The sequence below is a fragment of the Streptomyces fagopyri genome (assembly GCF_009498275.1).
GTDB lineage: Bacteria > Actinomycetota > Actinomycetes > Streptomycetales > Streptomycetaceae > Streptomyces > Streptomyces fagopyri.
The window spans coordinates 8,732,201-8,759,126 of the sequence record NZ_CP045643.1 but is presented as its reverse complement, the minus strand read 5'-3'; the positions used below and the strand labels follow the sequence as shown (position 1 = coordinate 8,759,126).

The 26,926-nt window shown below is 67.9% G+C and carries 25 protein-coding genes and 1 pseudogene; 8 read left to right on the top strand and 18 right to left on the bottom strand.

The window, feature by feature from the left end:
• Positions 1-214: 214 nt before the first annotated feature.
• The 6 genes from GFH48_RS37860 to GFH48_RS37835 form a co-directional block, all read right to left on the bottom strand.
• Positions 215-2,023 (bottom strand): glycoside hydrolase family 76 protein, encoded by a 1,809-nt coding sequence (locus GFH48_RS37860; RefSeq protein ID WP_153292563.1) that lies wholly within the window; start codon positions 2,021-2,023, stop codon positions 215-217.
• A 93-nt stretch (positions 2,024-2,116) separates the two neighbouring features.
• Complete coding sequence (locus tag GFH48_RS37855) at positions 2,117-3,013, bottom strand: carbohydrate ABC transporter permease (RefSeq protein WP_153292562.1); 897 nt, start codon at positions 3,011-3,013, stop codon at positions 2,117-2,119.
• A gap of 1 nt (position 3,014) precedes the next feature.
• On the bottom strand, positions 3,015-4,037 hold the full coding sequence (locus GFH48_RS37850; protein WP_153292561.1) for a carbohydrate ABC transporter permease: 1,023 nt from the start codon (positions 4,035-4,037) through the stop codon (positions 3,015-3,017).
• A gap of 118 nt (positions 4,038-4,155) precedes the next feature.
• Positions 4,156-5,448: an ABC transporter substrate-binding protein gene (locus GFH48_RS37845; protein WP_153292560.1), complete on the bottom strand. Its 1,293-nt coding sequence runs from the start codon at positions 5,446-5,448 to the stop codon at positions 4,156-4,158.
• Positions 5,449-5,551: 103 nt separating this feature from the next.
• Positions 5,552-6,586 carry a LacI family DNA-binding transcriptional regulator gene (locus GFH48_RS37840; protein ID WP_194280798.1) on the bottom strand — a complete coding sequence of 345 codons (1,035 nt, stop codon included), beginning with the start codon at positions 6,584-6,586 and terminating at the stop codon, positions 5,552-5,554.
• A gap of 197 nt (positions 6,587-6,783) precedes the next feature.
• The gene (locus tag GFH48_RS37835; RefSeq protein ID WP_153292558.1) at positions 6,784-7,230 is read right to left on the bottom strand and encodes a hypothetical protein; all 447 of its coding nucleotides are present in this window, start codon (positions 7,228-7,230) and stop codon (positions 6,784-6,786) included.
• Positions 7,231-8,133: 903 nt separating this feature from the next.
• Here GFH48_RS37835 and GFH48_RS37830 point away from each other — a divergent pair.
• Positions 8,134-8,484: a hypothetical protein gene (locus tag GFH48_RS37830; protein ID WP_153292557.1), complete on the top strand. Its 351-nt coding sequence runs from the start codon at positions 8,134-8,136 to the stop codon at positions 8,482-8,484.
• A 115-nt stretch (positions 8,485-8,599) separates the two neighbouring features.
• Positions 8,600-8,731: pseudogene (locus GFH48_RS37825) on the top strand (IS5/IS1182 family transposase); the annotation flags it as partial.
• A 711-nt stretch (positions 8,732-9,442) separates the two neighbouring features.
• On the opposite strand, the gene GFH48_RS39840 reads toward GFH48_RS37825, so the two are convergent.
• The gene (locus tag GFH48_RS39840) at positions 9,443-9,568 is read right to left on the bottom strand and encodes a hypothetical protein (RefSeq protein ID WP_265590184.1); all 126 of its coding nucleotides are present in this window, start codon (positions 9,566-9,568) and stop codon (positions 9,443-9,445) included.
• 1,445 nt (positions 9,569-11,013) lie between these two features.
• Positions 11,014-11,364: a hypothetical protein gene (locus GFH48_RS37820; RefSeq protein ID WP_153292556.1), complete on the bottom strand. Its 351-nt coding sequence runs from the start codon at positions 11,362-11,364 to the stop codon at positions 11,014-11,016.
• 903 nt (positions 11,365-12,267) lie between these two features.
• Here GFH48_RS37820 and GFH48_RS38775 point away from each other — a divergent pair.
• From GFH48_RS38775 to GFH48_RS37805, 4 genes are all read left to right on the top strand, one after another.
• On the top strand, positions 12,268-12,579 hold the full coding sequence (locus tag GFH48_RS38775; RefSeq protein WP_194280928.1) for a hypothetical protein: 312 nt from the start codon (positions 12,268-12,270) through the stop codon (positions 12,577-12,579).
• On the top strand, positions 12,468-12,890 hold the full coding sequence (locus GFH48_RS39975; RefSeq protein WP_153292555.1) for a helicase associated domain-containing protein: 423 nt from the start codon (positions 12,468-12,470) through the stop codon (positions 12,888-12,890). The genes GFH48_RS38775 and GFH48_RS39975 overlap by 112 nt, the downstream gene beginning before the upstream one ends.
• Positions 12,887-13,177, top strand: a complete 291-nt coding sequence (locus GFH48_RS37810) for a hypothetical protein (protein WP_153292554.1) — start codon at positions 12,887-12,889, stop codon at positions 13,175-13,177. Before GFH48_RS39975 ends, GFH48_RS37810 begins: the two co-directional genes overlap by 4 nt.
• Before the next feature lie 167 nt (positions 13,178-13,344).
• Entirely contained in the window at positions 13,345-14,112 is a 768-nt protein-coding gene (locus GFH48_RS37805) for a 2OG-Fe dioxygenase family protein (protein WP_194280797.1), read from the top strand.
• Between the two features lie 31 nt (positions 14,113-14,143).
• Here the strand turns inward: GFH48_RS37805 and GFH48_RS37800 are convergent, their stop codons facing one another.
• The gene (locus tag GFH48_RS37800; RefSeq protein ID WP_153292552.1) at positions 14,144-14,536 is read right to left on the bottom strand and encodes a nuclear transport factor 2 family protein; all 393 of its coding nucleotides are present in this window, start codon (positions 14,534-14,536) and stop codon (positions 14,144-14,146) included.
• Between the two features lie 71 nt (positions 14,537-14,607).
• Positions 14,608-15,834, bottom strand: coding sequence for an alpha/beta hydrolase family protein (locus GFH48_RS37795; protein WP_153292551.1), 1,227 nt, complete (start codon positions 15,832-15,834; stop codon positions 14,608-14,610).
• A gap of 104 nt (positions 15,835-15,938) precedes the next feature.
• On the opposite strand from GFH48_RS37795, the gene GFH48_RS37790 reads away from it, so the two are divergent.
• Complete coding sequence (locus GFH48_RS37790) at positions 15,939-16,532, top strand: TetR/AcrR family transcriptional regulator (protein ID WP_153292550.1); 594 nt, start codon at positions 15,939-15,941, stop codon at positions 16,530-16,532.
• A 92-nt stretch (positions 16,533-16,624) separates the two neighbouring features.
• On the opposite strand, the gene GFH48_RS37785 is transcribed toward GFH48_RS37790, so the two are convergent.
• From GFH48_RS37785 to GFH48_RS37750, 8 genes are all read right to left on the bottom strand, one after another.
• Positions 16,625-17,353: an alpha/beta hydrolase gene (locus GFH48_RS37785; RefSeq protein ID WP_153292549.1), complete on the bottom strand. Its 729-nt coding sequence runs from the start codon at positions 17,351-17,353 to the stop codon at positions 16,625-16,627.
• 107 nt (positions 17,354-17,460) lie between these two features.
• Positions 17,461-17,835 carry a PIN domain-containing protein gene (locus GFH48_RS37780; protein WP_194280795.1) on the bottom strand — a complete coding sequence of 125 codons (375 nt, stop codon included), beginning with the start codon at positions 17,833-17,835 and terminating at the stop codon, positions 17,461-17,463.
• Positions 17,832-18,086, bottom strand: a complete 255-nt coding sequence (locus GFH48_RS37775) for a ribbon-helix-helix protein (RefSeq protein ID WP_153292548.1) — start codon at positions 18,084-18,086, stop codon at positions 17,832-17,834. Before GFH48_RS37775 ends, GFH48_RS37780 begins: the two co-directional genes overlap by 4 nt.
• A 786-nt stretch (positions 18,087-18,872) precedes the next feature.
• A complete protein-coding gene (locus tag GFH48_RS37770) occupies positions 18,873-20,225 on the bottom strand; it encodes an endonuclease domain-containing protein (RefSeq protein WP_153292547.1) in 1,353 nt (450 codons plus the stop codon).
• A 720-nt stretch (positions 20,226-20,945) separates the two neighbouring features.
• Positions 20,946-21,569, bottom strand: coding sequence for a class F sortase (locus GFH48_RS37765; protein ID WP_228121198.1), 624 nt, complete (start codon positions 21,567-21,569; stop codon positions 20,946-20,948).
• Between the two features lie 101 nt (positions 21,570-21,670).
• Positions 21,671-22,063, bottom strand: a complete 393-nt coding sequence (locus GFH48_RS37760) for a hypothetical protein (RefSeq protein ID WP_153292546.1) — start codon at positions 22,061-22,063, stop codon at positions 21,671-21,673.
• Between the two features lie 124 nt (positions 22,064-22,187).
• Positions 22,188-24,263, bottom strand: a complete 2,076-nt coding sequence (locus tag GFH48_RS37755; protein ID WP_153292545.1) for a sensor histidine kinase — start codon at positions 24,261-24,263, stop codon at positions 22,188-22,190.
• On the bottom strand, positions 24,250-25,020 hold the full coding sequence (locus GFH48_RS37750) for a response regulator transcription factor (RefSeq protein ID WP_228121196.1): 771 nt from the start codon (positions 25,018-25,020) through the stop codon (positions 24,250-24,252). The genes GFH48_RS37755 and GFH48_RS37750 overlap by 14 nt, the downstream gene beginning before the upstream one ends.
• 355 nt (positions 25,021-25,375) lie before the next feature.
• On the opposite strand from GFH48_RS37750, the gene GFH48_RS37745 reads away from it, so the two are divergent.
• On the top strand, positions 25,376-26,812 hold the full coding sequence (locus GFH48_RS37745) for an NF041680 family putative transposase (RefSeq protein WP_228121463.1): 1,437 nt from the start codon (positions 25,376-25,378) through the stop codon (positions 26,810-26,812).
• Positions 26,813-26,926 lie beyond the last annotated feature (114 nt).

The following is a 26,926-nucleotide window of genomic DNA, read 5'->3' as shown; positions in this document are numbered from 1 at the left end:
CGGAAGCCCAACGCGGGCCATTCCGTGTTGCTGAGGGACGCCAGCAGGCAACCGGTCCCGATCGCGGTCCGGTCTCGCTGTTGACCAGCGGTCGGCGCACCGTCGATGAACCAACCGACGGTGCGCCGCCTCGTCTGCCTGTCTATCCTCGGTTCGTTACACGGGCGCCTATCCGGCCGCTACGTCCACGAGTCCGGTCAGTCCGGTCTCGGGCTCAGGAGATCCGGATGGAGGACATTTGGTCGTTCGCTGGTCCTACGTTCGGATTGTCCGCCGTGTATGTCCACTTGGTGCCGTCGAAGAATCCGTTCTGGTAGACCTCGACCGTCCAGCCATCGGGTACCTTGAGTGAACTCATGGTGTCGTTCGGGATACCCGCGGCCTCCATCTGAGCCACCGTGTAACTACCCTTCGCCAGGGAGACCGTGTTCCCGGCGTAGTCGGCGTCCCCGTAGATTCTCGTCGCACTCGACGATCCCGAGAGGGTCACGTAGTCGATGTTCGCCGCGACGTCACCGGAGTCGTACTGGAGCTTGATCGTCGCTCCGTCGGGGACGGAGACCGGAACGGTGGTGTCAGCGAACGTGGAATTCCAGTTCCCCGTGTACGGGAAGTCGACCTTGCGAATGTAGCTGCCGTTGACGTAGAGGCTGAGCTTGGCCCCATTGTTGGCGCTGGCGGTTCTGAAGGTGAGCGAACTCGCCGATGAAAGGTTGCGGAATTCGACGCCTGCTCCAGCTTTGTCGATGCTTCCGACCAGTTGACCGTTAGATGCCGACGAAGCCGATTCGTTCCTTCCGGTCCCGTATTTCTGGCCGGTCTCTGCTTCGATCTTTCCGGAGAGCTTCTGGGCGGCGAGGGTGTACGTCATCGCCGCGAGGCCGGAGGCCACCCCTGTCGACCGTCCGTTCGTCAGGGTCTGGTCGAAAGCAGCCGAGGGGAGGTCGTTGTTCCGGTGATCGTAGGATGACTGCGCGTTGTTGCCGAGCCAGTCCACGTACTGGCTCTGCTTACCCATCGTGATGAATTTGGACAGTCCTCGGAGAAAGATGCCTTTGAAGACTATCTCGTAGCTGTTCACCGGGTCGGGCCGGTAGAGCCCGTTCTCACCGACAGCGTCCTCGTTGACGATGATCTGCTTGCTTCCGGTCGTGAAGTGAGCCTTTGCGAAGTCGACGACCTTCCTGCCATCGGTGATGTAGGTGGTGTTCTTCGTCAGGTCGTAGAGGTTGGCACCCATTTCCAGGAAGACGCCGGCATTGTAGGTGTAGAGGTTGTTGTCCCAGTCGCGTCCGGAGAAGGAGTTCTGGAGACTGCCGTCCGACCGAAGGAAGCTGGTCTTCAGCCAGTTGTAGGTGTCCTGGGCGATCTGCAGATATGTCTTGTCGGTGTTCATCGGGTTGTTGTGCACCGTGACGTTCGGGTAGTAGCGGGCCAGTTCGGCCGCAGCGATCCCGAAGCCGTTCGAGGGGACGTCCTTCTGGTCTTTGGCATTCCGCTCCCGCCAGAAGCCGCCGCCGTCGACGCTGTCGTAGTAGTCCTTGTAGAAGAAGTCCAGGTGCCACTTCGCCTGATCGAGCATGTGCTGGTCACCTGTGACTTCGTACGCGTCGAGGGCGAACTGTGTGGCCCAGGAGTAGTCGTCGTTCCAGTCCGTGTCGTTTCCGATCCATGTCTTCGAGTTCCCGAAGCGGTTGGCCGAGTGGGTGTTTTCGTACCGGTAGTAGGTCTCGCTGATCTTGTCCTTCCACTGTCCGGTGAGTCGTGAGGCGTCGGTCAGGGTCTCGCGGTCGAAGGATGCCTCCCAGAAGTGGATGGCTCCGGCGTCGGTGAGGGTGGTTTTGAAGTCACCTCCGTTGATGTAGTAGTTGCTGAGGAAGGAGTTCATCGTCCTGACGAGATCGGATTGGCTGAAGGTGGAGGCCGCGCTCGCTTTCGTGGTGTTGGCCAACAGGCCGGTGATGGGCAGGGCGAACGCGATCACGAACCCTGTTGCTCTCAACGCGTAGGTGTGGTTCTTCATGGACTGCGGCTCCTTGTGCGTGTGGGTGAACGAAGTGATGCGAGTGGCGCAGAGTAGTTCCCGGTGTTCGCACAGGGCGGCCAAGGCGAAGGGTCAGCCTTTGATGCCGCCTGCGGTCAGGCCGCTCACGATGCGGTGTTGCAGCAGCAGCACGACGACGATCAGCGGGATCGTCACGACGAGGCCGGCGGCCATCGTCTGGGTGTAGGGGACGATGTGGGGTCCCGCAGTGAAGTTCGCGATGGCGACCGTCGAAGGCGCTACCGCTGTGGCGCCGTTGGACAGCACACTGGAAAGCAGGTACTCGTTCCAGGATGCGAGGAAGACCAGGATGGACGTGGTGAACAGGGCCGGGGCGGCCAGCGGCAGGATGACCAGTCGGAACGCCTGCCCTGGGGTGGCGCCGTCGACCCGGGCTGCTTCTTCGAGGTTCCATGGCATGGCGGCGAAGAAGCTGGTCAGCGTGTAGACGGCGAGCGGCAGCGAGAAGGAGATCTGCGGCAGGGCCAGCGCCTGGTAGGTGCCCAGCCAGTGCCAGCTGCTGAAGAGCTGGAAGAGCGGGGTCAGGATGGCGACGCCGGGGAACATCGAGGCTCCGAGGATCGCCGCCAGCACGATGCCCTTCCCGCGGAAGGTCAGGCGGGCCAGCGCGTACGCCGCGAACACGCCGATCACCATGGACAGGGCGGTGACCACCGTGCCGATGACGAGGCTGTTCAGCAGCGACTGCGCGAAGGGGTTGTAGTTCGTGTTGAACGCGTATCTGAAGTTGTCGAACGTGACGTGGCTGAACCACAGGTCGGTTGAGAAGGTGTACGCGCTGTCCCGGAAGGAGAGCACGAGCATCCAGTAGAACGGCGCCAGACACCACAGAAGGATGATCACCGTGGTCACGGCCGTGCCGACGGTGTTCCAGCGGACCTTCCGGCGCTGCCGCGGCCGGACTGAGGTCCCGGTGGTGCGGGCCGGCAGCGCGGCGGTGGTAGCCATCTCACCTCACCGCCTTCGTCTGCGCGCCGAGGATGTTGGTGTTGAACAGGCGGACCAGTCCGAACGCAATGACGAAGATGAATACGAAGGTGATCGTGGACAGCGCGGATGCGGAGTTGACTCCCCTGGTGAGTTGATCGACCACGAGGATCGAGCTTGTCGTCGTCCCGTTGGCGCCACCGGTAAGGATTTTCGGCAGGTCGTACATGCGCAGCGTGTCCAGGGCGCGGAAGATGACCGCGACGGCCAGGGCCGGTTTCACCAGCGGCAGTGTCACACTGGTGAAACGCCGCCATGCGTTAGCCCCGTCGATCTTCGCCGCCTCGTATGTCTCCTCGGGGATGTTCTGCAGGCCGGCCAAAATCAGCAGTGCGATGAAGGGCGTGGTCTTCCAGGTGTCCGCGATGACGATCGCGCAGCGGGCCGGCCATAGCGAGGACGTCCAGGCGTAGTGGGTGCCGAGGATCTTGTTGATGCAGCCCTGCGGATCGAACATGACCTGCCACAGCTTGGAGGTGACCGCGGTCGGGATGGCCCAGGGGATGAGGATCGAGACCCGGACCATGGCGCGGCCGCGGAATGCCCGGTGCATCATCAGGGCGAACACCATGCCGATCACGGTCTCCAGCGTGCACGCGACGACGGTGAAGCCGACCGTGACTCCGACCGACTCCCAGAACTGCGACCCTGGGGTCCCGCTGGGGCATGCGGTGTAGCCGCCGTTGGAGGTGGCGCACTGTTGAAGAAGCCAGTGCGTGTAGTTGTGAAGTCCGAACCAGGCATCTCCTGCGGTGAACAGGCCGGAGGCCTGGTCCAGACCCGGGTCGGTCAGGAACGACTGGTAGACGGCCTTGATGATCGGATAGCCGACGATGAGTGCCAGCATGAGGAGGGTGGGCGTGATCAGCGCATAGGCCAGTCGTGCCTCGCCGGGGTTGGTGGCGCCTCGACGTGCCTTGGACCGGCGACGGCCGCCATTGGGTTTCTTGACGACTCTGTGTTCTACCTGACCGGCTGGGGTCATGGCTGCTCCTTGCGGTGAAGACGCCGTCCGAGGTTTTTGATCGGGAGGAGGATCGGCCAGGGCCGACGCGCCGGTTGGGGCGCGCCGGTCTGTCAGTTCGTGCATGTGGCCGCCCCGGTCAGCCGCCGGCCGTGGCGGACTTGATCGCCGCCTGCATGTTCGTCAAAGCCTGATGGGTGGTCATTCGGCCCTGCAGGGCGGCGTAGGCGTTGGTCTCAATCGCCTCGGTGACGCCCGGGTAGTACGGGGTAATGGGGCGGGGCACTCCCGTCTGGATGCTTTTGAGCAGGTCGGGCAGGTAGGTGAACTTCGCGATGAGTGCCGGATCGCTGTACATCGCGGTGAGGACCGGTGCCAATGTGCCGACAGTCAGGTTGTTGCGCTGGACTGCGTCGGACTCGATGAACTTCAGGAAGTCCAGGGCGCTCGCCTTGTGCTTGGAGTACGTGCTGATGCCGAGGTTGTGCCCGCCCAGGGTGGACGCGCCGTGACCGGAGGGGCCAGGCAGGGGGGCCACGGCGAACTTCCCGGCCACCTTGGAGCCCTTGCCGTTGAGGATGGCGACGGCGTAAGGCCAGTTGCGCATGAACATGAGCTGGCCGGCCTCGAATGCGTTCAGGCTCTGGGTCTCCTGGAAGCCCAGCGCTTCCTTGGGGATGTAGCCGTCCTTGAAGCCGTTCACCAGAAAGTCCAGGCCGGTGGCGGACTGTGCGGAGTCGACCGTCGCGCTGCGTCCGTCCGGTCCCACGACCGAGCCGCCCGTGGCGTTGATTGCTTCGGCGGCATTCACCGTCAGGCCTTCGTACTTGGCGAACTGGCCTGCGTAGCACGCGGGCTTGGTGCCGGTGATGGTTCCCTTGGTGGTCTTGTCCTTGCAGTCTGCGATCAGCTGGTCCCACGTGGTGGGTGCGGTCTTGGTCAGGTCGGTGCGGTAGTAGAGCAGTCCTCCGTCGGAGCCGTACGGGGCCGCGTAGAGCTTGCCGTTGTAGGTCGCCGACTTGACTGTGGCTGGCAGCAGTTTGGTGGTGTCCAGGGCGTTCTGGCCGGTGAGCGGGGTAATCCAGCCCTTGGCCGCGAACTCGGCCGTCCACACGACGTCCACGGTGACCACGTCGTAGCCGGGGTCCTTCGCCTGGAAGTGCTGTTCGAGGTCCGACAGTTGCTGGTCAGCCTGGTCGCTCTGCTGCTTGATCGTCACCTTCTCGTCCGGATGCGTTCTGTTCCACTCGTCGGCGATGAACGGAAGGACGCCGCTGTTGTCCTTGCCCGTGACGAACGTGATCGGGCCCCGGGCGTTCGCATCCTGCGTCGCGCTGTTGCCGCTACCGCCCGAGCCGCCGTCGCCGCAGGCGGCTATGACCAGTGTTGCGCTGAGCAGGCCAACTGCGGCCGTCGCCCGTCTTGCACCCATGAAACGCTCCCCTTCATCACCAGTCATCGATACGATTCGACTGGGTTTCGAGCACGCTAAAGTGCCCCGGAGGGGGTGTCAACGCTCAGGTTATTCGAACGTATTACGGATGGATAACGGCTCGGTGCGTGGAAGGGGCAGGTCCGGAACTTGCCCGGGCCACCAGTTCGCCGTCGAACAGCGCCTGTGAGGGACCCCTGAGCTGCTGTCCTTCGATCCGGCGGATCAACATCTCCGTTGCTGCCTTGCCCATAGCGGCGGCGACCGGCCCCACTGTGGTCATCGTGGGCGTCGTCATCAGGGCCGCCTGCGCGGGCATGTCGATGGATACCACGGAGAAGTCCTCGGGGATGCGCCAGCCGTGCTCGACCGCAGCGGCCATGAGGCCGGGCACGGCCTGCTCGTTGAACGCGATGACGGCGGTCGCCTGCGGATCGGCGGTGAGCAGTTCAGCGAATGCCTTCCGGCCACCGGCGATATGACTCTGACAGGTCAGCGCGGTCAGCGCGACTCCGACGTCCTGCGCCGCCCGCAGCATGCCGTCTCGCAACCGGATCGCGTTGCCGCGACCGGACGCGATCGTTGCGGCGTCCTGGTGCACGAAGCCGAGATGCCGGTGGCCCTGGTCGGCGAGGTGCGTGACGGCCAGCCGTGCGCACTGATCGAAGTCGGTGTCGACGTAGTCCAGGTCGCCGGGGTCAGCGGTCTGCCCCAGCATGGTGAAGGTCAACTCCGAGTTGCGGAGGACCTCGACGCGTGGTTCGTCCAGGCGGACTTCCATCAGCAGTGCGCCGTCCACCAGGCCCTGCTGGGCCAGCCCGGCGAGGTCGTCGAGCTCCTCTGCCCCGGAGGTCCAAAGCAGCAAGTGGTAGCCGCGGTTCTGGGCGTGATCGGACGCGCCGAAGATGTACTCCATGGAACCGAGATTCATGCCCCGCTCGTCCTTGGGGAACAGAACCGCGATGATATGACTGCGCTTGCTCTTGAGCCCCCGCGCGAAAACGTTCGGCCTGTAGCCCAGGTCGAGCATCGCCTGCTGGATGCGCTCCCGTGTGGCCTCCGAGATGGGCCGGGCGCCGGTCATGGCGTAGGAGACCGTGCTGGGTGAGACCCCGGCGCGCCGAGCCACGTCCACCATGGTCGGCACCTTGTCGCCAGAATTGCGGGACATGGTCCCCTCCATCCCAGGTCCGCCGCAGCCACCCACTATGACCACTCACAGAACGTCTGCGCCACGTAGACCCTGCTTCGTGGCGCACATGGTGAGTAAGTGTAGTCACGGACGGTTGGCTCCAGATTCAGCTGGGTGACCACCGCACGCCGGGCGAGTACCGCTTATGCCGCCGGTCGCCGCGCCTCGATCCGCCGCGCGGCGTCGCGAAGGAGGTGCCCGGCCACCGACCTACGGACCGGACGGGTCGGCTGCAGCAGCGAGGGCGGCACATCGACGAAGGTTCGGTCGGCGCGGCTGAACCGGATGGTGTCGGATCCGCGAACCCCGGAGACGACCTCGATCTGATCGACCGACGACCACGCCAACCACTGCTCACGGTGCAAAAACCGGACCGCGACACCTTCGTCGTCCACGGCCAGATACATCCGCAGGCTTACCAGCGCCACCAGCAGCGCCACCACCCCGACCACAACCGTCACAAGGCGCAGCACGGCTGATGGATGCCAGTAGATGTTCACCGCTGCACAGGGGCAGGCTGCGAGGATCATCAATGCGGCCTGCGCTGGCGAGATCCGCCACACCAACGGATCGCTCCCCACCTCGGCCATGCCCACCCCTGGAGTCGTCGCGTGCATGTGACCCTAACAGGTTGCTGCTCGCCGCCCACGTGTCGTCACCTGCGGCGCCGGATGGTCGGCACCGCTGATTTTGCACCCACCGTTGCTGCACGAAACGAGGCGGGTTTCTCCTGCGCCTGGTAATCCGCATGTGGCTTGCTCCGGTCTGCTCAGCTGATAAAAGCTGGTCCACATCCCGTCTCGTGCGTAAAGGTTCTCGGTGTGGCAGACACGGAACCTACCGAAAAAGGGCCGCCGGACGGACTACTGGGCTGATGCCTGGTGGCCGACGTGCCCATTCCTGCTATCCCCTCCTCCCGCCGCGGCTCGCGACCCGGTGATCACGACGGCACTGGCCCGTGAGCGTAGGCCGCCGGACCCGGGTTCGAAATGGGTTACATCGCGGGCAAGGAATCAAGGGGGCCTCGACCTCATGTTGGCCGGTCACTCTCGTCGATGTCGGGTGGCTGACGCGCGAGGACGCGGTCGTCCAGTCCGAGTGCCTGGCCTGCGGCCGACCCAGCCGTTCCACCCGCAGAATCACCAGGCCCGGCCGTGCAGGGTGGGCCAATGGGACTACGGTAATTCCTGTTTCGCGTGCTCCTGTCGAGCGGAACACGCCCCCGCCGTCTGACAGGAGTTCGCTGGCGTCGCCTACGGCACCGCCACCCACACCGACGCCCACCACGACAGCCGCGACCGCTGGCTCTACAGCGAAGCACTGGGCGGCATCGCACCCGACGGCCCACCCGGGCTTGAACACACCGTGTCGCCACCACCGCCCGCCGGGCTGCGGCACACACGTCGGCGCCGTCTGACCCGCAGCTCACCAACTAGCCTCAAGGCAACGGCAGTCGCCCACAGACTTCGCCGCATGTCCATGAAAGGGCCCACGTGCGCCAGCAAACCCCCCACCTCACCGTCCCCCGCCCGCCGATCGTCGTCCTGTGCGGGTCGACCACGTACTGGGACCAGTTGGCCGAAGCCACCCTCTACGAGACCACGGCCGGCCGCATCGTCCTCGCTCCCGGCTGCAACATGAAACAGCCACACCCGCTCTGGTCCGACCTCAAGCGCGCCGACCGGCTCAAGGCGAAGCTGAATGAACTGCACCTGCGGAAAATCGACCTTGCCGACGAAGTCCTCGTGGTCAACCCGGGTGGCTACATAGGGGAGAGCACGCAGCGCGAGATCGACTACGCCCACAACCTCGGTAAGCCCATCCGCTACACCGACCCCGTTTGACGCGACGACAACGTCCCGGCCTCGCGATCAGTTTGGGTTCTAGGGCCTGTGTGATGTCGTGATCATTCTTGGGTTTTGTCCTGTTCGAGGGGTGGAATCCGATAGGACAGTGGTCGTGACACGTAGGCAACTCACCAATGCCCAATGGAAGTTCATCGAGCCGTACCTGCCGATCGGTAGGTACGGCCCGTACCCGGAGCGATTGCGGGAGCAGTTCGAGGGTGTGATCTGGCGGTTTCGGGCTTCGTTGGTGGGCTCCGATCCCAGGGCGTCACGCATCAATCGTCGGAAAGGCCCTCGGGATGGCTGTGCAGCCACGAGGTCAGCTCCTGGCCTACGAGCACCGCACGGCGGCAACGAGGGCGCACCCGCCGAGGCGGGTCGGGCGGCGCCGGAACCGGACATCTCCAGGCTCGGCGGGACGCTCCCCCAGGGCTCGATGTAGCGCTGCGCGCCAGCGCAGGCGGGACGAAGCCGGCTACGACCGCGACGACGACGCCCAAACAGTGATCGGCTTGCACCATGACACAGGATGTCGTCCCATCCGACTGCCGCGCACGACCTACGGACGAGCGGGTCATCCCGCCGACCTTCTCGTCAGCCTCCCAGGAAAATGGCGCAGGCGCCTTCGCGAACCTCATGAAGGGCACGGCCATCTCGCGCCTTCGGCCCTACCAGGTCATGGGCGGGTGGCGTCCTTGGCGGCGCGGCATTGGGGGCAGCGGCAGCGGCCGTATCGGTAGGCCATCGCGGTGCCGTGGTCCAGGGCGGGGTCTCGGCCGACAGTCAGCGCCAGGTCCAGGGCGCGGCCCCAGGCCGGGGCGTAGGTGCCCTGGCCGCGGGCCCTGTTGACGGTGATGCCGAGGTCGGCGCAGACGTCTGTGATGTGCTCGCCGCTGGCGATACGGCCCAGGAGTGCGGCACGGGTGGCGGGTGGGAACAGGGCGTCGGCTATCTCCTACTGGTAGGCGCGGTCGGGCGTGTGGCGCAGGCTTCGGCAGTCCTCGCAGCGGCTCGCCGTGCCGGCGACGGGGCGGTAGCAGTGGTGGCAGCGCCGCGCAGCGGACGGCGTGGGATCAGACATCCCGACCGTCCTCGCACACGCGTCGGCAAAAGGGTTCTCGTCATGCGCGCCGATTCCCCATACGCGCGGGGACTGTGCTGGTCAGGTGCTGTTCAGCACGGGATATCCCCGTGTGTGCGGGGAGCAGCGGCAGGGAAGTTAGCGCAACAGCGGGTTGCCGGCGGGTGTGTTGCGGGGAACGGCGGGTGCGTGCGGGTGGCGGTGGGCCGGTCCCCGGGCGCGGGCCGGTGTGGCAGGGGCAGGCTAGGGTTCGTGAGGGGTGTGCTGAGGGTGGCTCCGCTGGGCGGGGAGACGACGTGGTCATATCTGTGCCGGCTCGGCGCCGGGTACCGGATGGACAGCGGGGTGCTGCTGGATGGCTGGCGGCAGGTCAACCGCCCTGCGCGGCCGCGCAGGGGCCGCGCTACCGCGGTGGTGGTGGAGGTGCTGTTCGATGAGGGCGGGCAGGAATTGCTGCAGGAGCTGTGCGGCATACCGCGGAGCACGCCGGCGCGTGCCGTGCCGACGTGGCAGCAGGGGCCAGCCCCATTCGCCCCCGCCGGCGGCACACCACGCACAGGTCCAGACGGCGGACGAGCACGGGGCGGGTCGTGGCCGGGCGGGCTTGAAGCGGGGCGGGTGCCTTTCCAGGATGCCCGCACGTTCGGGCCCGTGGCCCTCGCATGCCGGCTGTGCACGGCCCGGCGCACTGGCCACCCGGTGCACGCGGTGCGGTACCTGCCCGTGTGGAGCAGGGTCTGCCACCGGCATCAGCGCTGGCAGAGCGACGCCGCCCCGGGCCATGCCGGGCAGCCCGGCTGGCTGGGCGTCGCCGCCTGTCTCGAGATCGGCCACGCCCAGCGACGCTGGCCGGCCCTGGCCCGGGACGCCGTCGGCCGCGGATGCGATCCGCGCCAGGCGTTCGCCCTGGCCCGCACCATCGTGCTCCGATGGTGGCAGCAGGCCCGCGCCTGGCAATCCGAACGGATCTGGCCCACGCGTGTACACCGCCTCACCCACGGTACGGCCGGCAGCCCGGAAACCGTACGGTCCGCGTCCCTACGCGACGCGGCCGTCCTCCCGGAAACCATCGTCCTGGCACAGGCGTTGACCGACCCCGCCTGCATCCGCCTGGCATACGCCGACCACAGCAACCGCTCCGCCGGATGGGGCGCCGGCGGGCGCTTCGTCCACCACCTCGGCCACCGCCTGAACCGGCCCTGGCTCGGCCCGCTCCTCAGCGTCGACTACACCAGCCCCCTCCACGCCTGGATCGATACCACCGCGCCCCCACCGACAACACCAGCACGCCCTCGATGCAGAGCGCCCGTCCGACCGCCGACGCTCACATTGCCGGGGGCGCATGGTGACGGCGCGTCATCCGAAGGTAATCCGCCTCGAAACTGCCGACCTTTGCCTCACCCGAGGAGCACCCTGCCGCCCACTGCGCGGGCATCGCATGGTCATCAGTCAGCGGGCGCCTTGAAGTGCAGGTTGCTCTTCTTCACCTCTTCGAAGCGCTGCCGAAGGTCCGCCTCCGCCAGCTTGGTCTCATACCGCTCTCCATCGCGGGTGTAGAACTTTTTCTCCCCAACTTCGTAGTAGGCGTCCTCGCCGGCGGGCACATCCTTGTACTCGGTGTAGTACAAGCACTTCCCCGCGGCATCGCCGTACCGGGAAGAAAGGATCTCTCCTTGCGATCGCCAGCCGGTCGCAAGGACTCGTCGGTCCTCGCCTAGAAGCTTGCGTTTGCCGGCGCTCTCCTTGGGACGGCAAACGCCGTCGCCTTCGTCCGTGAACAGCGCTGCGCCTGCCACGACCGTAGGTGCGCGCCACGAACGGTGTTCTGTCGACCCACGGTTCCCACGCGAAGAGCACCGCCCCGGCGGAGGCAATTACCAGACCCCCTGCAGCGATCAGCGTGATGCGACGCCTGCGGTGCACGGTCGCGTTGGCTCCGGGAGCCTTTTCAAGGGATATAGGCGTGAGCTGTGACATGGCTGAACCATGCACCCAATTGATCAACGAGCGGCCGAAGTTCTCGCAACCTGTGCGGCGCGACCAGTCGCTGTTACCGCCCAGGACACACAGGCCCGGGGCTTGCTCTGCTAGCGCTCGCAGGGCGCGTGACCGTCTGGGTGCATGCCAAGCAGACGGGTGTGCCGGGGCGCCTGCAGTCATTCCTGCCTAGGACGAGACCACACGATTCGTACTCGCCGCGGCCACGTCGTCCGCCCGGGAGGGGCCAGGCGCCATGGCAGAGCATTGCCGGGATGACCGGTGAGTGGCCGCGCGATACGAGCCAGCCGGTGCGGTCGGCGCCGGCCGCCGACCGGGGGCGGCCGCTGCGGGCGAAAACGACCAGGCGCAGCACTTGGAACGCGTGCGGCCGGCGCACGCAGACGCGGTGAGATGGACGCTCTGCTCGAGCATCGCGTCGGCAGCAGCATCCAGTTGGATGCAGGATCAGTGTGGCCGGGCAGATGAGGGCGAAGGCGGCGGCCGTGAAGCCTGTAAGGGCTTTGAGCACAGCACGGTGCACCTGTTCGTTGAACGGCATCAGGGTAGCCAGGGTGCGGCCGCCGGCTAACTCGCGCCGGAGCAGATACCGGACGGTGCAGAGGCTCGTTGACGCTGTGTATCGACACCAGACAGGAATCCAGATGGGAGCGATATAGGCGCTGCCCGTTCCTGGGACGGGCCGTGAGCGGGAGGCGGGCGTGGTGGCGGTGTTGCGGGTGGTGCCGCTGGCGGGTGAGATGACGTGGTCGTTTCTGCACCGTGTCGCGGATGCCTACGGGCTGCAGGTCAGAGGCCTGAGGGCGTGGTGGCGGTGGGAGAACCCGGTGCCGCAGGGCAGCGGCGTGCGCCCGGACGGTGAAAGGCTGCTCGACGCGGTCGCGCAGGCGCAGGTGGCCGCGTGGTGCCGGATCCCGGCGGGACATCTGGCGCGAGCGCTGTCCTCGTGGGCAGCCGGACCGGAAACGGTGGCCGGCCCCGACGACGCAAGCCTGCCGTCTGGCTGGCCCTGACGGACCGACAACGTGAGCGACTGGAACAGCTCCACATCGTGCCGTTCACCCCTGTCCCGGAGCCGAAAACGTCCGCGAAGACGTCCCTACCGGCCGTAAGCGCCTTCGACAGGGGTGTCGCAGCCCTCGCGCAGTACAAAGCACACACTGGGTCGGTGAATGTCTCCAGAGGCCACGTCGAGCGGCTGAAAGACAGGACGGAAGTGAAGCTCGGAGTGTGGATCATGAACGAGAAAACCCGCCGGACCAAACTCACCCCCGACAAACGCGGCACACTCGCCACACTCGGACTTAACTGGGCGACGGCATGACAGTCGGGCAGGACATACCGGCCAGCAGCGAACAGCATCCGACACCACAGCGGTACGAGGACGCCGCAGGCCGCGTGCCGCGGACGACAACTCAAGAGCGTGCCTCCACCATCCGCCTGTGCGTCAGCGCCTCGATCGGCACCGTCCTCACCGTGATATTCCTGGCCTGGTTGTGGGGCACCATCGCCCCACAACCCCCTGGCCCCCTCGAAAACGTCGCCCGCGAACCCGCCACAACAGCCCAGCACGCAATCGAAGAACAAGCACAAAGACTCTCCGGCACGTGAGGCACCATCACCCCATGCACGAGCACTCCGGGTTTTGGCCCCGGGCCGAACCTGGCACGGGCGGCTCTCTCGCCCCACTGGTCGGCGAATGAGGACAGGTACAACAGGTCAGATGCTGAGCTGGGTCACCAGCTGTCGGGAGGGTACGGATGGTTGAGACTGGGAATATGGACGGTCTGCGGGAGCGCGGGTTCGTCCGCTACGGCGCCGAACGCCTCGGAATCCCGGCCGGCTCCGCCGAGGATGACCTGGCCCGGATCCGGAAGGTCTTCGCGGCTCTGCCGCCCGACCCGTACGCCCCGCGAACGCATCGCTTTCGCCGCTACTCCCATGCCGTGTACCTGCCGTGGAAGGACGAACTGTCCTGGATTCCCGGAACCCCCGACCCCGTTCACGGCACGGTCACCGACTTCTTCCAGGGCGAGGAGGACCCTGCGCACCCGCGGACCCGGCGGGTGCTCCCCGACATCCCCGAGGAGCTGCGTGGCAACGCCCTGTTGCTGCGGCTCCTGCGCTGGGACATCGAGCAGGTCCTGTCGCTAAGGAATCTGGGAAGCCGCCCGCTGTGGGCCGGTGTCCACCTGATCAGGCTCGGCGTCGACGGTCCCGGCCAGAACGCCGTGTCCACCCCCGACTGCTTGCACCAGGACGGGGGTTCGGCCGGCACGTTCACCTTCGCCCACCTGATCAGCCGTACCAACGTCACCGGTGGGCAGAACGTCATCGCCACCCCCGGCAGCGCAGGCCTGCAGCCCGACGACCCGTGGGCGGACATCCACGCCGAGTTCACCCTCACCGACCCGCTGGACGGCTACGCCGTCCACGACCACAGGGTCAGCCATTACGTCGGCCCGGTCCGGGCGGGCTCCGGGCCCGGACCGGGCGAACGGTCCATCCTCATCGTCGGCCTCGCCCCGTACGTCCCCCAACTCTGACGCCGGCACCGCCCGAGCCCGGTGGGGGTGGTCAGCGGGCGCTGCCGAGGTTGCGGTCGGCGTCGGTTCCCTCGGTCATCAAGGTGGTCTCCTCGATGCGCTGGAAGCGGCCGTCGGGGGCTATGGCGGCGAACACGTAGACCTCCATGCTCACGGTCGTGCCGTCTTTCTTGGTGAGGTGGCAGGTGTGCCGGTCGGCGTACTTGTCTCCGTCGTAGAGCTCTTCATGGACCTCGATCTCTCCTGCGGCGAGGTGCGTGCGCAGGTGGGCGATGTGGTCGAGGAACTGGGAGCGGTCGGCCCATTCGCCGTCGGTGCGCTGGCGGTAGTCGGGGGTGAAGTGCCGTTCGGCAGCCTCGGTCAGGGTGATGTCCTCGTTGAGGAGCAGGTCGGTGAGGGCGGCCTTGATGCCGGTGCGGGTCATGTGGGGTCCTTCGGGCTGGTTCGGACAGCGGGATCGTTGGCGGTGCCTGGCAGGGCTTGGCGGTGTGGGCGTCAGGGGCGGGTGGCGGCGAGGGTGTCGTCGAGCCAGTTGTAGATGCGGGCGATGGACAGGCGCATCGCGCCGGGGTGGCAGTGGGCGCCGGCGCCTTCCTCCGTGGTGAACTCCATGAGGGTCTTGGGGCAGGTCAGGTGGTCGTAGAGCTGCTCGGGCTGGCCCTTGAAGAAGATGTCCTCCTCGGCGTCGCAGACGAGGGTGGGGCACTGGATCTTTTCGGCGATGCCGCCGGTGAGGGTGTAGTCGAGGTAGGAGGCGTTGAAGGCGCGGGGAGTGTCGACTCCCATGACGTACATGCCGTGGTTGACAGCCCAGCGCGCGATCGGGTCGTGGGCCATGGCCTGTTCGAAGGCGGCGTCGAGTTCCGAGGCGGACGCGGCGCGCAGGAGCCGTTCGGCCTCCTCGCGGGTGCCGGGGATGTTGCGTACGGAGAGCTCGCCGAGGTCGTAGAGGCCGTCGACGGCTATCAGCGCGGCCAGCCGGTGCTCGAACGCGGCCGCCCGGGGGGCGAGTACGCCGCCCATGCTGAGACCGAGCAGTGCGATGCGGCTGTTGTCGACCTCCGGGATCGTCTCGGCGAAGTCGATCACTGGGGTGATGACGTTCTCCCAGTCGGGGCGGAAGACCAGGCCCTGGTGGTGGCGCGGCCCGGGCATGCCGGGGCCGTCGAAGACGAGCACGGTGTAGCCCCGCTCGATGGCGGCCGGCGCGCCGAAGAAGTGCATCTCCTCCGCGGTGCCGTCGAAGCCGTTGTGCATGATCACCGTCGGACGGGGTGTGCCCGAGTCGTCGGCCCGGTAGAGGTAGCCGGGCAGCGTGGTGCCCTCGTAGGGGATCTGGACCGGCTCGATGCGCGGGGTGGTGTAGAGGGCGGCGGCGGCCCTGAAGCACTCGACGGAGCGGTCGTAGGCGTGGTCGTGCCGCGGGTCGCACTCCTTGCTGTGCAGGAAGAACTCCGCCGACCGGTAGTAGTTCGAGGCACGCAGGAACCCGTCGCGGGCGCTGATCGGGTGGCCGGCCGCCAGAGCCGTCTCGGCTTCCGAGGACACCCGGTCGGCAGTGGCGAACCATTCGGTGTACCAGCTGTCGTAGTCGTCCTCGGTGATCCGCGCGGCGGTGGAGACGACCTCGCCGAAGTCGGCGCCGCCGTAGGCGATGTGGCTCATCGAGCGCAGGGTCTCGTACCAGAACTGGGCGTTGTTCGGGAACAGCAGCTGCTTCATGACGGTCTCCTCCGACCCGGATCACAAGCACAGATTTGTGCTTGCCCGGTCGACTGTAGGCCCTGACCCGACCAGAAGCAAATATCTGTGCTTATGATGGAGGCGTGACTCAGAAACAACCGGCCGCGCGCATCAGAAGAAGCCCCGAACAGGTCCGCGCAGCCGTCCACCAAGCGGTCATCGACCTCCTCTCGGAACCGGAGGGCGAGGACCTCACCATCCCCGCGATCGCACAGCGCTCCGGCGTCAACCACACCAGCCTCTACCGGCGCTGGGGCAGCCTCGACGCACTGCTGGCGGACACGGTCACCACCCGCCTCGAGCGCGACTCGCCACTGAACGACACCGGCAGCCTGCGCGGTGACCTCACCGCCTGGGCCGAAGCCAGCGCCCGGAGCATGCACACACCCGAAGGACGCGCCCTCGTACGCGCCGTCATCCTGTCCATGCCGAGCAGCACCCAGGACCAGACCGAGCGCTCCCAGCACTTCCTGCGCCGCATGCACTCCATCGAGCAGATCCGCGAACGGGCCACAGCCCGGGGCGAGGACCCGCCACCGCTGGAGCAGATCCTCGACCAGCTGATCGCGCCCTTCTACATCCGGGCGATCTTCGGCATCGGCCTACCGGCCACCGGCTACCCGCAACTCCTGGTCGACAGACTCCTTGGCACCGCCGACCGACGGGCCCGGGCCTGACGCACAGGGCGCCGCAATTCCCGCCCCCCGTCCGCCACAGCGCCGGGCCCGGGCCCGGTGTGCTTCGGCGCGGGCAGCGGCGCGCCCATGCCTCATTGCGAGGCTTGCCCGTCTCGTGCGAGATCGACAACGGTGAGCACCGATGTCGTGACGGCCCCAGGCTGGCTGTCATGTATGTAATGGGCTGCGTCGGGCACCACGACGTGCTCGCCTCGAACGGTCGTGGCGGCGATCTGGGCTTGCAACGAGGTCCACCGAGTCCGCAGGCCCTTCGGTAAACCCCGGGTCGCACTCAGGACGACCACCGGCACGTCGGGCAGCTGCGAGCAGGCACGTAGCCGCCGGACAGCCGGGACATGGGTGCGGAGCAGCCGGCTCTCCGCAGTGCTGGTGCGGGTTTGATACTCGTGCGCGTTGCAGGCCATCTCTGCCTCGACGAGCAGGCCCTGGACACGCGGATCGCCGCTCCTTTTGCCCGCTTCCTGCGCGGCCTGCTCGCGAAGAGAACGATCAGCTGACCCCACGGCCCTCCTTAGGACGGACGGCCAGGTAAGCACTGCTTCAGCTGCGCGGATGGTCCAGGGCTGGAAGTCCTCGTGCGCAGGGTCCACGAGGACCAGCTCCGCAATCAGCTTCGGCTGGGCCCAGGCGACGAGTTGGGCCAGCATGCCGCCCCAGCTGTGGCCGACCAGGACGCATGCCCCGTTTCCCGTATGGGATAAGAGCGCGCTCAGGTCGTCGACCGCAGAGTCGATCGTGGCCGGCATCGCGGGACCACTCGCGCCGAGCCCGGCTCGGTCTCCAGGACCGAATGGGACCATTCCCGCGCGTGCGGAGAGCAGCCCTAAGATCCCAGGACGGGACTACCCGCGGGCGTGGTCCAGGCATTCCAGCGAGTGCCCGGGTTGCCTCGGGTTGGGGTGTGGGGTCAGGTGGGGTTGAGGGGTGTGATGCCGGTGCCCGTATACAGCTCGGGCTCCAAGGACAGGACGGTGAGCGGCTCTCCCGCCTTCACCGCGTGCCAGGCGATCGCCGCCGCGTGAGCGACAGGCATCTCCACCTTTCCCCAGTCCATTGCATCCCTCGCGTGATCCGCGGTGAAGGGAACACTCTCCGCGAAACGCAGGGACGCCGCGTGCCGGCCCGCCCCCGTGAGCCGGCGCTCGGCTGCAAGGACAGACAGCAACGGGATGAGAACGCGGCCGGTACCGCGTGAGGCTTCGATGTACAGGCCGGTGAAGAAGGGATCCGCACGGTACAGAGCGGCCAGGGCGGTGTGGTCCAGGACGGCCGTCAGGTTCACGCGGCGGCGCCGCCCTGATGAGCACGGATCTTCGCCCAGGCGTCCTGACCGGCGTGCTGGACCTGCTCGCTGTAGTCGACGCCGAGCTCGGCAGCCGCCTCCACGGCACGCCGCTGCCTCTCGGCGTCGGTGAGCTCACGGCTCGCGAGCTCCTCGAGGAGCTCAGTGATCGTGGTACCGCGCTCGGCAGCGAGGACACGCAGCCGGTCGCGTACTTCCTCACTCGTCTTGATGCTCGTGGGCCTGCTCATACCGCGATTCTACCGCTGGTAGAACTCCGCTGCAGCACCTTCCGCAAGAAGCATCGCTCCGACCATCCCCGCAGGCGCGGAAAGCGGCGGCATCCGGCCGGGGTGCCGCCGCGCTCGAGGAGACCATCCCCGCTGGCGCGGGAAGCAGGCCGGGAACGCCCCCGGGTCGTATCCAGGAACGAGAGCGTCCCTGCGGGGCGCGAGGCGCAGGTAGCAGCGCTTCCGATGAGAGCAAGGCGGGCACGTCTCGGGATCATCCTCGCGGGCGCGGGGAGCAGACGCGTCTCTTGCTGAGTGACGAGAGTCCGGGGTCAGGGCCCGGCGTTCGCACGCCCAGAACGTGATCACGGGCATCTGCATCCGCGAAGCGCAGGAGCGTGGCCCCGCGGAGCCTTGCGGGGCCACGCTTTGATACCTGAGTCCGGCGGACGATAAGGATCGGCAGGGCACCCCCACGGTAGCCACCGAGATCCCGTCGTCACGTTCGACGGGAGCGTCATACCCGAGTGCGGCCGGAGCGCGCAGCGGGTTCACTTTCTGTTGTGGGTGCCGTGGCCTGAGGCGGCACATGCCCAGGCCACGGCTTACTTCCCTACTCCATGGGCGAGAGGGAATCCCCGAATGCCCCGTGCGCCCGCCTGACCGTCGGGGGGGACGACAAACGGCAGCAGCACTTGGCATCCATCCCGTACTACGGAGATGGGGACGTGGAGGGTTCTATCCGGGCGAAGAAATTTTTCTTCAGTCGGCGCAGGTGAGGGTGATGTCGGATCGGGTGCTGTTCTTTCAGAACAGGGCCAGGCCGTCACCGTTGGTGTCCGCGATGACGGGCCGGGGCTGAGCGGGGAGGTCATCGGTGCGATCGGGTCCGGCCGCAGCGGCCACAGAGGGGGCGGTCTCGGCCAGCCAGGTACGGAACTGTTCGGCGGCTTCACGGTAGGAGACGTGCGCCAGGACACGGTGCTCGCCGGACGGACAGAAGTCGACGGCGACCGTGAGGACGCAGGCATGCGGCGCGTGGTGGCTGCCGGTCCACGAAACGCGCAGCGCTCCGCAGGGTTTACGTCCGCGGGAGCTGCGGGCATCGCGGTGGGTCGGGCGTTGTGGCCGGCACGCTACGTGGGCGGTCCATGCGGCGAGGTGGGCGAGTGGCAGGGTGGTGCGGGCGCGGCAGCCGGGGCAGCGGTGCCAGTGCCGGAGCCAGTCGGCAGCCTGGGTGTCGAAGAGGCGGGTGTAGTGGCCGGCCACTCGGATGTCGTTGCTGTAGAGGTGGTCGGGGCGCTCCTGCGTGTTGCAGGACTGGCAGACCGGGGCACGGGCATAACCGTGTTCATGGCAATGGTCCAGCACCGTCGCGGGTGCGGTGCGGCAGACCGCACACTGCCACCGGGCCACCTTCCGTGCCATGCCGGGCTTCCTGCTGAGCACCGAGTACAGCTGGCCCTGCAGTTCCCCGTTATAGGGACGCAGCGGGACGGCTGGGGCATCGGGGCTCGTCGTCTGCCCGCCGTCGGCGGCCCGGGTCCGCCCAGGGCGGTCGGGCAGCTCGGTCACGGCCGTGTTCGCCTGGCGGGCCCGCCTGGCATGCTGCCACTGTGTTTCCGTGTGGGCTGCCGCGTCCAGCAGCCTGACCACCGCGCGCGGCAGCCACCACGCCCGTGCCGTCCGGCCATGAGGCCGTTGCACGAGCAGCCTCCGCCAGTCGATCCCCGCCAGATGGGACGGCCGGGCGTCTCCGCCTTGTCCTGGGCGCCCGGGGCCGCCCGCTTCCTGCAGATCCCGGGAGATGCGCTCGCGCCACGGCACCAGCGTTCCCTCGTTCTGTTCCGGCTTCAGCGCACTGCCGAATGGGCCGATACGGACCAGGTCCTGGCGGTCCATCTCCACCGCGCTCAACTCCGTGGCAGCCCGGCGCACCTCCATCTCCGAAACGCCCCACGGGCCGCCGCTGGCCTTCACCATCGCCACCACACGCCGGCCGAGCAGCACATACCCTGCCTGGACATGCACGGGAAAGGAGGTGAATACCGCAGAGGCCGTCGGCACAACGCTGCCGGCAGTCAAACCGGCCCACAAGGCATCCGCGGCACCCAGAGAGATCAAACCGTCTACGCGGCCCGCGGTGACACGCTCTGACATACCGACAGGCTAGCCACCCGGCACAGCACAGCGATTCCCGGTATCGGCGACGGCAGTCGGAAACCCGTCGCGTTTCGCTCCCCGGATTCTCCGGCTACGGGCCCAGCATCACAACCGCCGCGCGCAGCTGCGCATCGCGTGGGACGTTCATGCCCAGGATTATCCGCATCGGGGCCGTAACGCGGGACCAGATCACCAGGTTGCACATGGCAGCGCCGGACCACCTCCCGCCGTACGGCGCGCGAGCCGGGCCCCGGCGTCGAACCCGGGGTCCGGCTCACAAGACCGGGTGCCGTGCGCAGCCCCCAGAGCGGACGACGACGATGGACTGCGCGCGGCGGGGTGATTATGTCCTGGCAGCCGGCGACGGGTTCGGACACCGTGTCGCCCGGGCGGCAGGGGTGCCGCGCGCAGCCGCCGGCGGGGTGGCGAAACGGCTGCGCACGGCAGGCGCCCCTGGGTGGGTGGGACTCCTGGATCATCGTGGCACAGGCCACAGGCGCTTTGTGTGTGAGTGTGCTGCTCAACTTCCGTCTATCGTCGGCCAGTTGAAGGCTGCTTTTACAGCCCGGCTGGGGCCGGGGTGGGGTGTCCTTGTCGGGGCGGCCGAAGAGGGCTTTGAGTAGCCCCATCGGGGGTGGTGGGGTGGCGTCGGCGTCTGACGATTGAGCTGCGGGCGTTACTCGTGACGACAGGGCGAAACGGACACGCCTACGGCCCTCAGCTCGCTGTCGCGTACACGATGAGGTTGTCGACAGGGTGCCCCTGCGCGTCGAAGTCGCCGTCGCACGTGATGAGCCGTAGAGCACGTTCCTGGGTCGGCCCGTAGACCTTCTCCGTCGGGAAGGCGTTCTTGGCAACGCTCTCCGTGGCCGTGACGGTGAAGTGGAGGGCTTTTCCCGTCTTGTCGGTGACGGTGATGTCCGCACCCTCCTTGATCTTCTTCAGGTCGTGGAAGACGGCCTCGCCGAAGCGGGTGTCGTTGTGGCCGATGATGACGGCCGCGCCGATCTCACCGGGCACCGCACCGCCCGTGTACCAGCCCGCGGTCATCCCCTCCTCGGCCGGCGGGACCTGGACTGTCCGGTCCGTGTTGAGGCCCAACTCCATCAGCGAACTGGTGATCCCCACGGAGGGAATGGCCACCTTGGCAGGGGCCGCCGGAGCGTCGTCCGCAGGCCGCTCGGACTTCGCAGCGCCCGACGCGGCGGCGGGGGCGGTTGGGGCGACCCGGACCGTCGGGTCGGGGCCGGACGAACAGCCGGTGAGCAGGGTGACGAGGGTCAACAGGGTGAGGGTCGCGAGGCGGGCCCGGGACAGGGCCGGACGGTGTGCAGGGGGCAACTCGGGCTCCAGAACAGGGTGCGAGGGTTCGCCGGAACGCACAGGGCGCCGCCTGGTGAAGGGCGGCGCCACCGTTTCGTACGAGAGGTCGTGCTGCCGGGTCAGCCTTCGCGGCGGGCGGTGGTGCGGCGGCGCAGTACGTAGGTGCCGGCGCCCGCGAGCAGCAGCGCGCCGGTGGCCGAACCGATGAGCGTGCCGGTGTTGTCGTCCTGGGAGGGGGCCTCGCCCGCGGCGACACCGCCACGCGGGTAGTCCTTGCCTCCGGCCTTCTGGGCTTCGGCGGCCTTCCGGGCCTCGGCCTCCTTGAGCGTCCTGGCGTCCTCGGCCTTCTTCTTCGCCAGGGCCTCCTTGTCGGCCGAGGTCGAGTCGGTCGCGCCCGGCGTCGGAGTCTGATCGGTGGCGAAGGCCGCGGTGGCCGGGACGAGCAGCGCGCCGGCCGCGACGCCGGTCAGGACAGCGATACGCAGTGGGCGCAGGGTGAGACGGCGGGACATGTGAGGGCTCCAGTTCCAGCCCGGCTTGGTCGTTTCCTGGTTGCTGATCCGCACCAGGTTCCGGGCATGGCTTCACCCTGACGGCCACTTGTGCGGAAACTGTCAGAGCGCTGTCGTCATCCCATCAGGGTCGACCGGGGCCCTCCGGCTTCCGTGACTCGGCTGTCGGCAGCCGCAGGGTGAAGGTGGCCCCCTCCCCCTCCGCGCTCGCCACGTCCACCGTGCCGCCGTGTGCCTCGGCGAGCTTGAGGACGATCGCCAGGCCGAGGCCGCTGCCGCCGGTGCTGCGATTGCGGGACTTCTCCGCCCGCCAGAAACGGTCGAACACGTACGGGAGGTCGCCCGCCGGAATGCCACTGCCGGTGTCGGACACCTCCACGGCGAGCTCGTCCCCCGGGTCGGTGACGTACCGGCGCAGGGTCACCGTGCCGCCGGCCGGGGTGTGGCGCACCGCGTTGGAGAGCAGGTTGCTGACGGTCTGCCGCAGCCGTACGGGGTCGGCGTCGAGGAGCGGTGGGTGAGGGGTGCCCGGCGGCGGTGTCAGGACTGTGAGGGTGACGCCCGCCGTCTCGGCCAACCCCTGGTGCGCGGCGGCGACCTGGCCGAGCAGCTCGTCGATCCGTACCGGCTTCCGCTGCAGCCGCAGGGCGCCCGCGTCAGCCGCGCCCAGGTCCTGGAGGTCGTTGATGAGGTGCTGGAGCTGCACCGCCTCCTCCAGGAGCGAGGAGACGAACGCGGGGTCCGGCACGGCCAGTCCGTCGTGGGCCGCCTCCAGCCAGCCCCGGATGTTGCTCAGCGGCGTTCGCAGCTCATGGGCGACATCGCTGACCATCACCTTGCGCTGCTCCTCCAGGCGGGCCCGGTGCGCGGCCATGTCGTTGAAGGCCGCCGTCAGCCGTCCGATCTCATTGTCGGAGACGACGGGCACGGGCACCGGCGTCGCGTCCAGGCCCTCCCGCATGCGCTGGGCGGCGCCGGTGAGCGCGTGCAATGGGCGTACGAGCCTGGCTCCGGCGAGCACCGAGGCGCCGACGGTGAGGGCGAGGACCAGAGCGGTGACACCGGCGATGCGTGCGGTGTTGGCGCGGGAGAGGTCGAAGCCAGGCACGCCGGCGGCACCGGGGCCGTCGATGAACAGGAGTGCGGGCTCGGCGACATAGTCCGTGAGCTGTTCCCGGCGGGCGCTTTCGACACAGTTGGCCACGGCCCGGTCGTACGCGCTGTCGCGGATCTCGGCGGGGGCGTAGTCGAGTGCGCCGCCGGAAGCCGCTTTACGTTCGGCCGTCGCGGCGTCCTCCGCCTTCTTGGCGGCCAGGGCCTTCGCCTCCCGATCGCTGAGGCCGTCCTCGGCGCCGGAGACCGCGTCGTCCCGCCCGTATGCGTAACTCCGGTCCCAGGACAGGTCCAGGTTCAGTTTCACGGCGGTGCGACCCTGTCGTTTCAGACAGGCGTCAGCCAGTTGGTTGAGGGCGCTCAGGGCCTTCCGCTCGGTCGCGGTGGGACCGACCGGGTAGGGTGCAAAGCACTTGGCCTCCATGTCACGGTCGGTGACGCTATCGGTCCCCCCCTCGGTCTCTTCGCTCACGAACTGGACGCGGGGCCGTCCGCCCGGGCTCTCGACGACGTCGGCGGCGATACCCATCTGGCTGAGGCACTCCACCCTCCCGGCGGCGGCCTTCCGCAGTGCGTCGTGTTCCTTCGCGGGCAGCCGGAAGGGCCCCACGGCCCGTGGATCGACGCGGTCCGCGCTGGCCTTGGCCGCGTCGGGCACCAGCACGGTGTCGACGGAGCGTGGATCCACGACCGCCGAGGCCTGCTGAGCGAGCAGATCGTCGGACGAACCGCCGCCCGCTGAGCGCGAGTCGGCAGAGTCCACGAACGGGCGTCGGCCCGGCGTGGTGAGCACGATCCGGCGCCCGGACTCCAGGGCCAGATCTCGCACGGTGGTGTCGACGCCGTCCCAGTCGGGGTGGGTGGCCGCGTAGCCGAGGAGGGTGTTGTAGATATTCGCGTCGGACTTGAGGTTCTGACCCTGCTCCTGGCGGATCGCGACGGAGGTCGTCTGCACGGCCAGCCAGGCGGTCGCGGCGACCGAGCACGAGGCCACCAGCGCCGTCACGGTCAACAGCCGCCCCGCCAGGCTCTTGCGTAGCGGCAGCCGGGCGGCCCCCGCCGCACCTCCCCTGTCAGGACGACGCATGGCGCACGTTCTTCGCGGGGTCCGTGAGTTTGTAGCCGACGCCGAAGACGGTGATGAGGCGGGCCGGCCGTCGTGGGGTGCGCTCGATCTTCTTGCGCAGGTTCATGACGTGCACGTCGACGGTCCGGCCGCTGATGTACTTGTCGAAGCCGTGCAGCTCGTCCAGGAGCCGTGCCCTGGTGAAGACCCGGCCGGGCTCGGCCGCCATCGCCGCGAGGAGACGGAACTCACCGGGCGTGCACTCGACGGGCGTCCCGGCGACCGACACCTCGTGCCGCGAGGGATCGACCCTGAGCACGCCGACCGTCAACACCTCGTCGTCCGGGGCCGCTTCGGGCTCCGAGGCGGGAACGGGGGCGGGTACGGTCGCCGGAGCCGGGTCGGGGCCGCGCCGGTTGCGGCGAAGCAAAGTCCTTACCCGGGCGGTGAGTTCACGCGGACTGAACGGCTTGGTCATGTAGTCGTCGGCGCCGAGGTCGAGGCCGAGCAGCAGATCATCCTCGGTGCTGCGGGCCGTCAGCATCAGCACCGGCACCTCCCGGCGTTCGGCGCGCAGGATCCGTACGACGTCGAGACCGTCGGCCCCGGGCATCATCACGTCGAGGACGACCAGGTCGGGTTCCTGGTGCCGGACCGTCTCGAGAGCCGTCCGGCCGTCCTCGACGACCGTGACGGCGTGACCCTCGTGCTCCAGGTAGCGGCGCACCAGTTCGGCCTGCTTCGCGTCGTCTTCGGCGACCACAATGTTTGCGCACACGCCGCAGATCGTAGCGACCGCCGGCGCCGGGAGGTCGGAAGTGTCCTTACCGTGACGGCGGTTCGGTGGTGGACAGGCGAGGGTGCAGGGCTGCCGTCGAGCGTCCCGTGAGGTCGAGGAGCAGCCCGGCGAAGAGGGCGGCGCCCCACCCGAACCTGGTCGAGCCGACCCGGCCACCGGTCCTGACTGGTGGCCGCGTTCTCCGCCAACGACGTCACCGCACTAACCACCGCCGTGATCACGGCAGACGCAGCTAGTCCCGGCCACCGACTCCCGGCCACGAGCCCCCCAATGCCTCACACAGCGCCACAGGAGGCTACTGCCGGGGCGACCCTTCTCACTGACGAATCCCGCGATCCGACACCACCCGCACAGGGGAATACCGCCCTTCCGGGCGGAGTTCTACGCCAGTCTCACCGCCCGTTCGGATGTGCTGTTCGAGCTGGCCGATGCCGTGCTGTGTAGTGACGGACCGGTGAAGTCACTGGTCGGGTTGTCATTGGTCGGTGAGCATCGCCGCGGTCACGGTGGCCTCTATGCCGCTGTTGCCCGAGGCCGTATCGACAGCGACCGTCTGCGGGAAGCGCTGGCTTCGGTGCCGCTGCCGCGAGCCGTCGACGGCCGACTGGTCCTGGCCGTGGATATCACCTGCTGGCTACGGCCCGCTGCCCACACCTCACCGGAGCGGATCCTCTGCCACACCTACGGGCGGGGCAAGGACCAGCACATTCCTGTCCCGGGCTGGCCCTACTCCATCGTCTGCGCGCTCGAGCCGGGCCGCAGCTCCTGGACCGCACCCCTGGACGCGCGACGTCTGGCACCCGGCGACGACACAGCCACCGTCACCGCCCGGCAACTGCGTGACCTGGTCGAACGACTCATCGCCGTGGACCAGTGGCAGCCCGGCGATCCGGACATTCTCATCGTCGCCGATGCCGGCTACGACGCACCCCGTCTGGCCTTCCTGCTGCGTGACCTGCCCGTTCAGGTGCTGGCCCGGCTGCGGTCCGACCGCGTCATGCGCAGACCCGTTCCGCCCCGCAGGCCACACACTCAGGGCCGGCCGCCCCGGCACGGCGGCGAGTTCGTCTTCGGCAAGCCCGACACCTGGGGCACACCGGACGTCGAAACCCTCACAGACACCCGCCTCTACGGCACCGCTCTCGCCCGTTCCTGGAACCGGCTGTACCCGAAACTGACCCACCGCTCGTCCTGGGCAGCAGCCGACGGCGCTCTGCCGATCGTGGAGGGCACGGTGATCCGTCTGGACATCAGCCACCTGCCCAGTGGAGCCACCCCGAAGCCGGTCTGGCTGTGGTGGTCGGGCACCGACGCCACTACCGCGGACACCGACCGGCTCTGGCAGACCTACCTGCGACGCTTCGACATCGAGCACACCTTCCCCCTGTTCAAACAGACCCTCGGCTGGACCTGCCCCAAGATCCGAACTCCCGAGGCGGCCGACCGCTGGACCTGGCTCGTCCTCGCCGCCTACACCCAACTACGACTGGCCCGCCCCCTGGCCGCCGACCGGCACCACCCCTGGGAGAAACCGAGTTCCCCGGACAGGCTCACCCCGGCCCGCGTCCGCCGCGACTTTCGGCACATACCCCCACACACCACCTGCCCGGCCCGAGCACCGAAACCCTCCCGCCCCGGCACCGGACGGCCACCAGGCCAGAAGAACACCTGGCCCACACCACGCCACGACGTGCACACATCCACCAGACACCACCCAGCGAAGCGCCAACAGAAGAAGCCAACTGCTTCACGACCACGCCGCACAAGTTAAAGATCAAGCTAGGGCATGTTGCCAAAGTGAATTCTTTTCGAGGGTGACCACTCAGCGTGCGAGATGTCCGATAGTTGCGAGGCGCCCGGTAATATCGTCCGCCAGTGGGGCCGG

What these genes read in the sequence shown, in the direction of transcription:
- GFH48_RS37860 (WP_153292563.1), bottom strand. Translation starts at nt 2,023, where the DNA reads ATGAAGAACCACACCTACGCGTTGAGAGCAACAGGGTTCGTGATCGCG.
- GFH48_RS37855 (WP_153292562.1), bottom strand. Translation starts at nt 3,013, where the DNA reads ATGGCTACCACCGCCGCGCTGCCGGCCCGCACCACCGGGACCTCAGTC.
- GFH48_RS37850 (WP_153292561.1), bottom strand. Translation starts at nt 4,037, where the DNA reads ATGACCCCAGCCGGTCAGGTAGAACACAGAGTCGTCAAGAAACCCAAT.
- GFH48_RS37845 (WP_153292560.1), bottom strand. Translation starts at nt 5,448, where the DNA reads ATGGGTGCAAGACGGGCGACGGCCGCAGTTGGCCTGCTCAGCGCAACA.
- GFH48_RS37840 (WP_194280798.1), bottom strand. Translation starts at nt 6,586, where the DNA reads ATGGTGGACGTGGCTCGGCGCGCCGGGGTCTCACCCAGCACGGTCTCC.
- GFH48_RS37835 (WP_153292558.1), bottom strand. Translation starts at nt 7,230, where the DNA reads ATGGCCGAGGTGGGGAGCGATCCGTTGGTGTGGCGGATCTCGCCAGCG.
- GFH48_RS39840 (WP_265590184.1), bottom strand. Translation starts at nt 9,568, where the DNA reads ATGTCTGATCCCACGCCGTCCGCTGCGCGGCGCTGCCACCACTGCTAC.
- GFH48_RS37810 (WP_153292554.1), top strand. Translation starts at nt 12,887, where the DNA reads ATGACAGTCGGGCAGGACATACCGGCCAGCAGCGAACAGCATCCGACA.
- GFH48_RS37805 (WP_194280797.1), top strand. Translation starts at nt 13,345, where the DNA reads ATGGACGGTCTGCGGGAGCGCGGGTTCGTCCGCTACGGCGCCGAACGC.
- GFH48_RS37800 (WP_153292552.1), bottom strand. Translation starts at nt 14,536, where the DNA reads ATGACCCGCACCGGCATCAAGGCCGCCCTCACCGACCTGCTCCTCAAC.
- GFH48_RS37795 (WP_153292551.1), bottom strand. Translation starts at nt 15,834, where the DNA reads ATGAAGCAGCTGCTGTTCCCGAACAACGCCCAGTTCTGGTACGAGACC.
- GFH48_RS37785 (WP_153292549.1), bottom strand. Translation starts at nt 17,353, where the DNA reads ATGGTCCCATTCGGTCCTGGAGACCGAGCCGGGCTCGGCGCGAGTGGT.
- GFH48_RS37775 (WP_153292548.1), bottom strand. Translation starts at nt 18,086, where the DNA reads ATGAGCAGGCCCACGAGCATCAAGACGAGTGAGGAAGTACGCGACCGG.
- GFH48_RS37770 (WP_153292547.1), bottom strand. Translation starts at nt 20,225, where the DNA reads ATGTCAGAGCGTGTCACCGCGGGCCGCGTAGACGGTTTGATCTCTCTG.
- GFH48_RS37760 (WP_153292546.1), bottom strand. Translation starts at nt 22,063, where the DNA reads ATGTCCCGCCGTCTCACCCTGCGCCCACTGCGTATCGCTGTCCTGACC.
- GFH48_RS37755 (WP_153292545.1), bottom strand. Translation starts at nt 24,263, where the DNA reads ATGCGTCGTCCTGACAGGGGAGGTGCGGCGGGGGCCGCCCGGCTGCCG.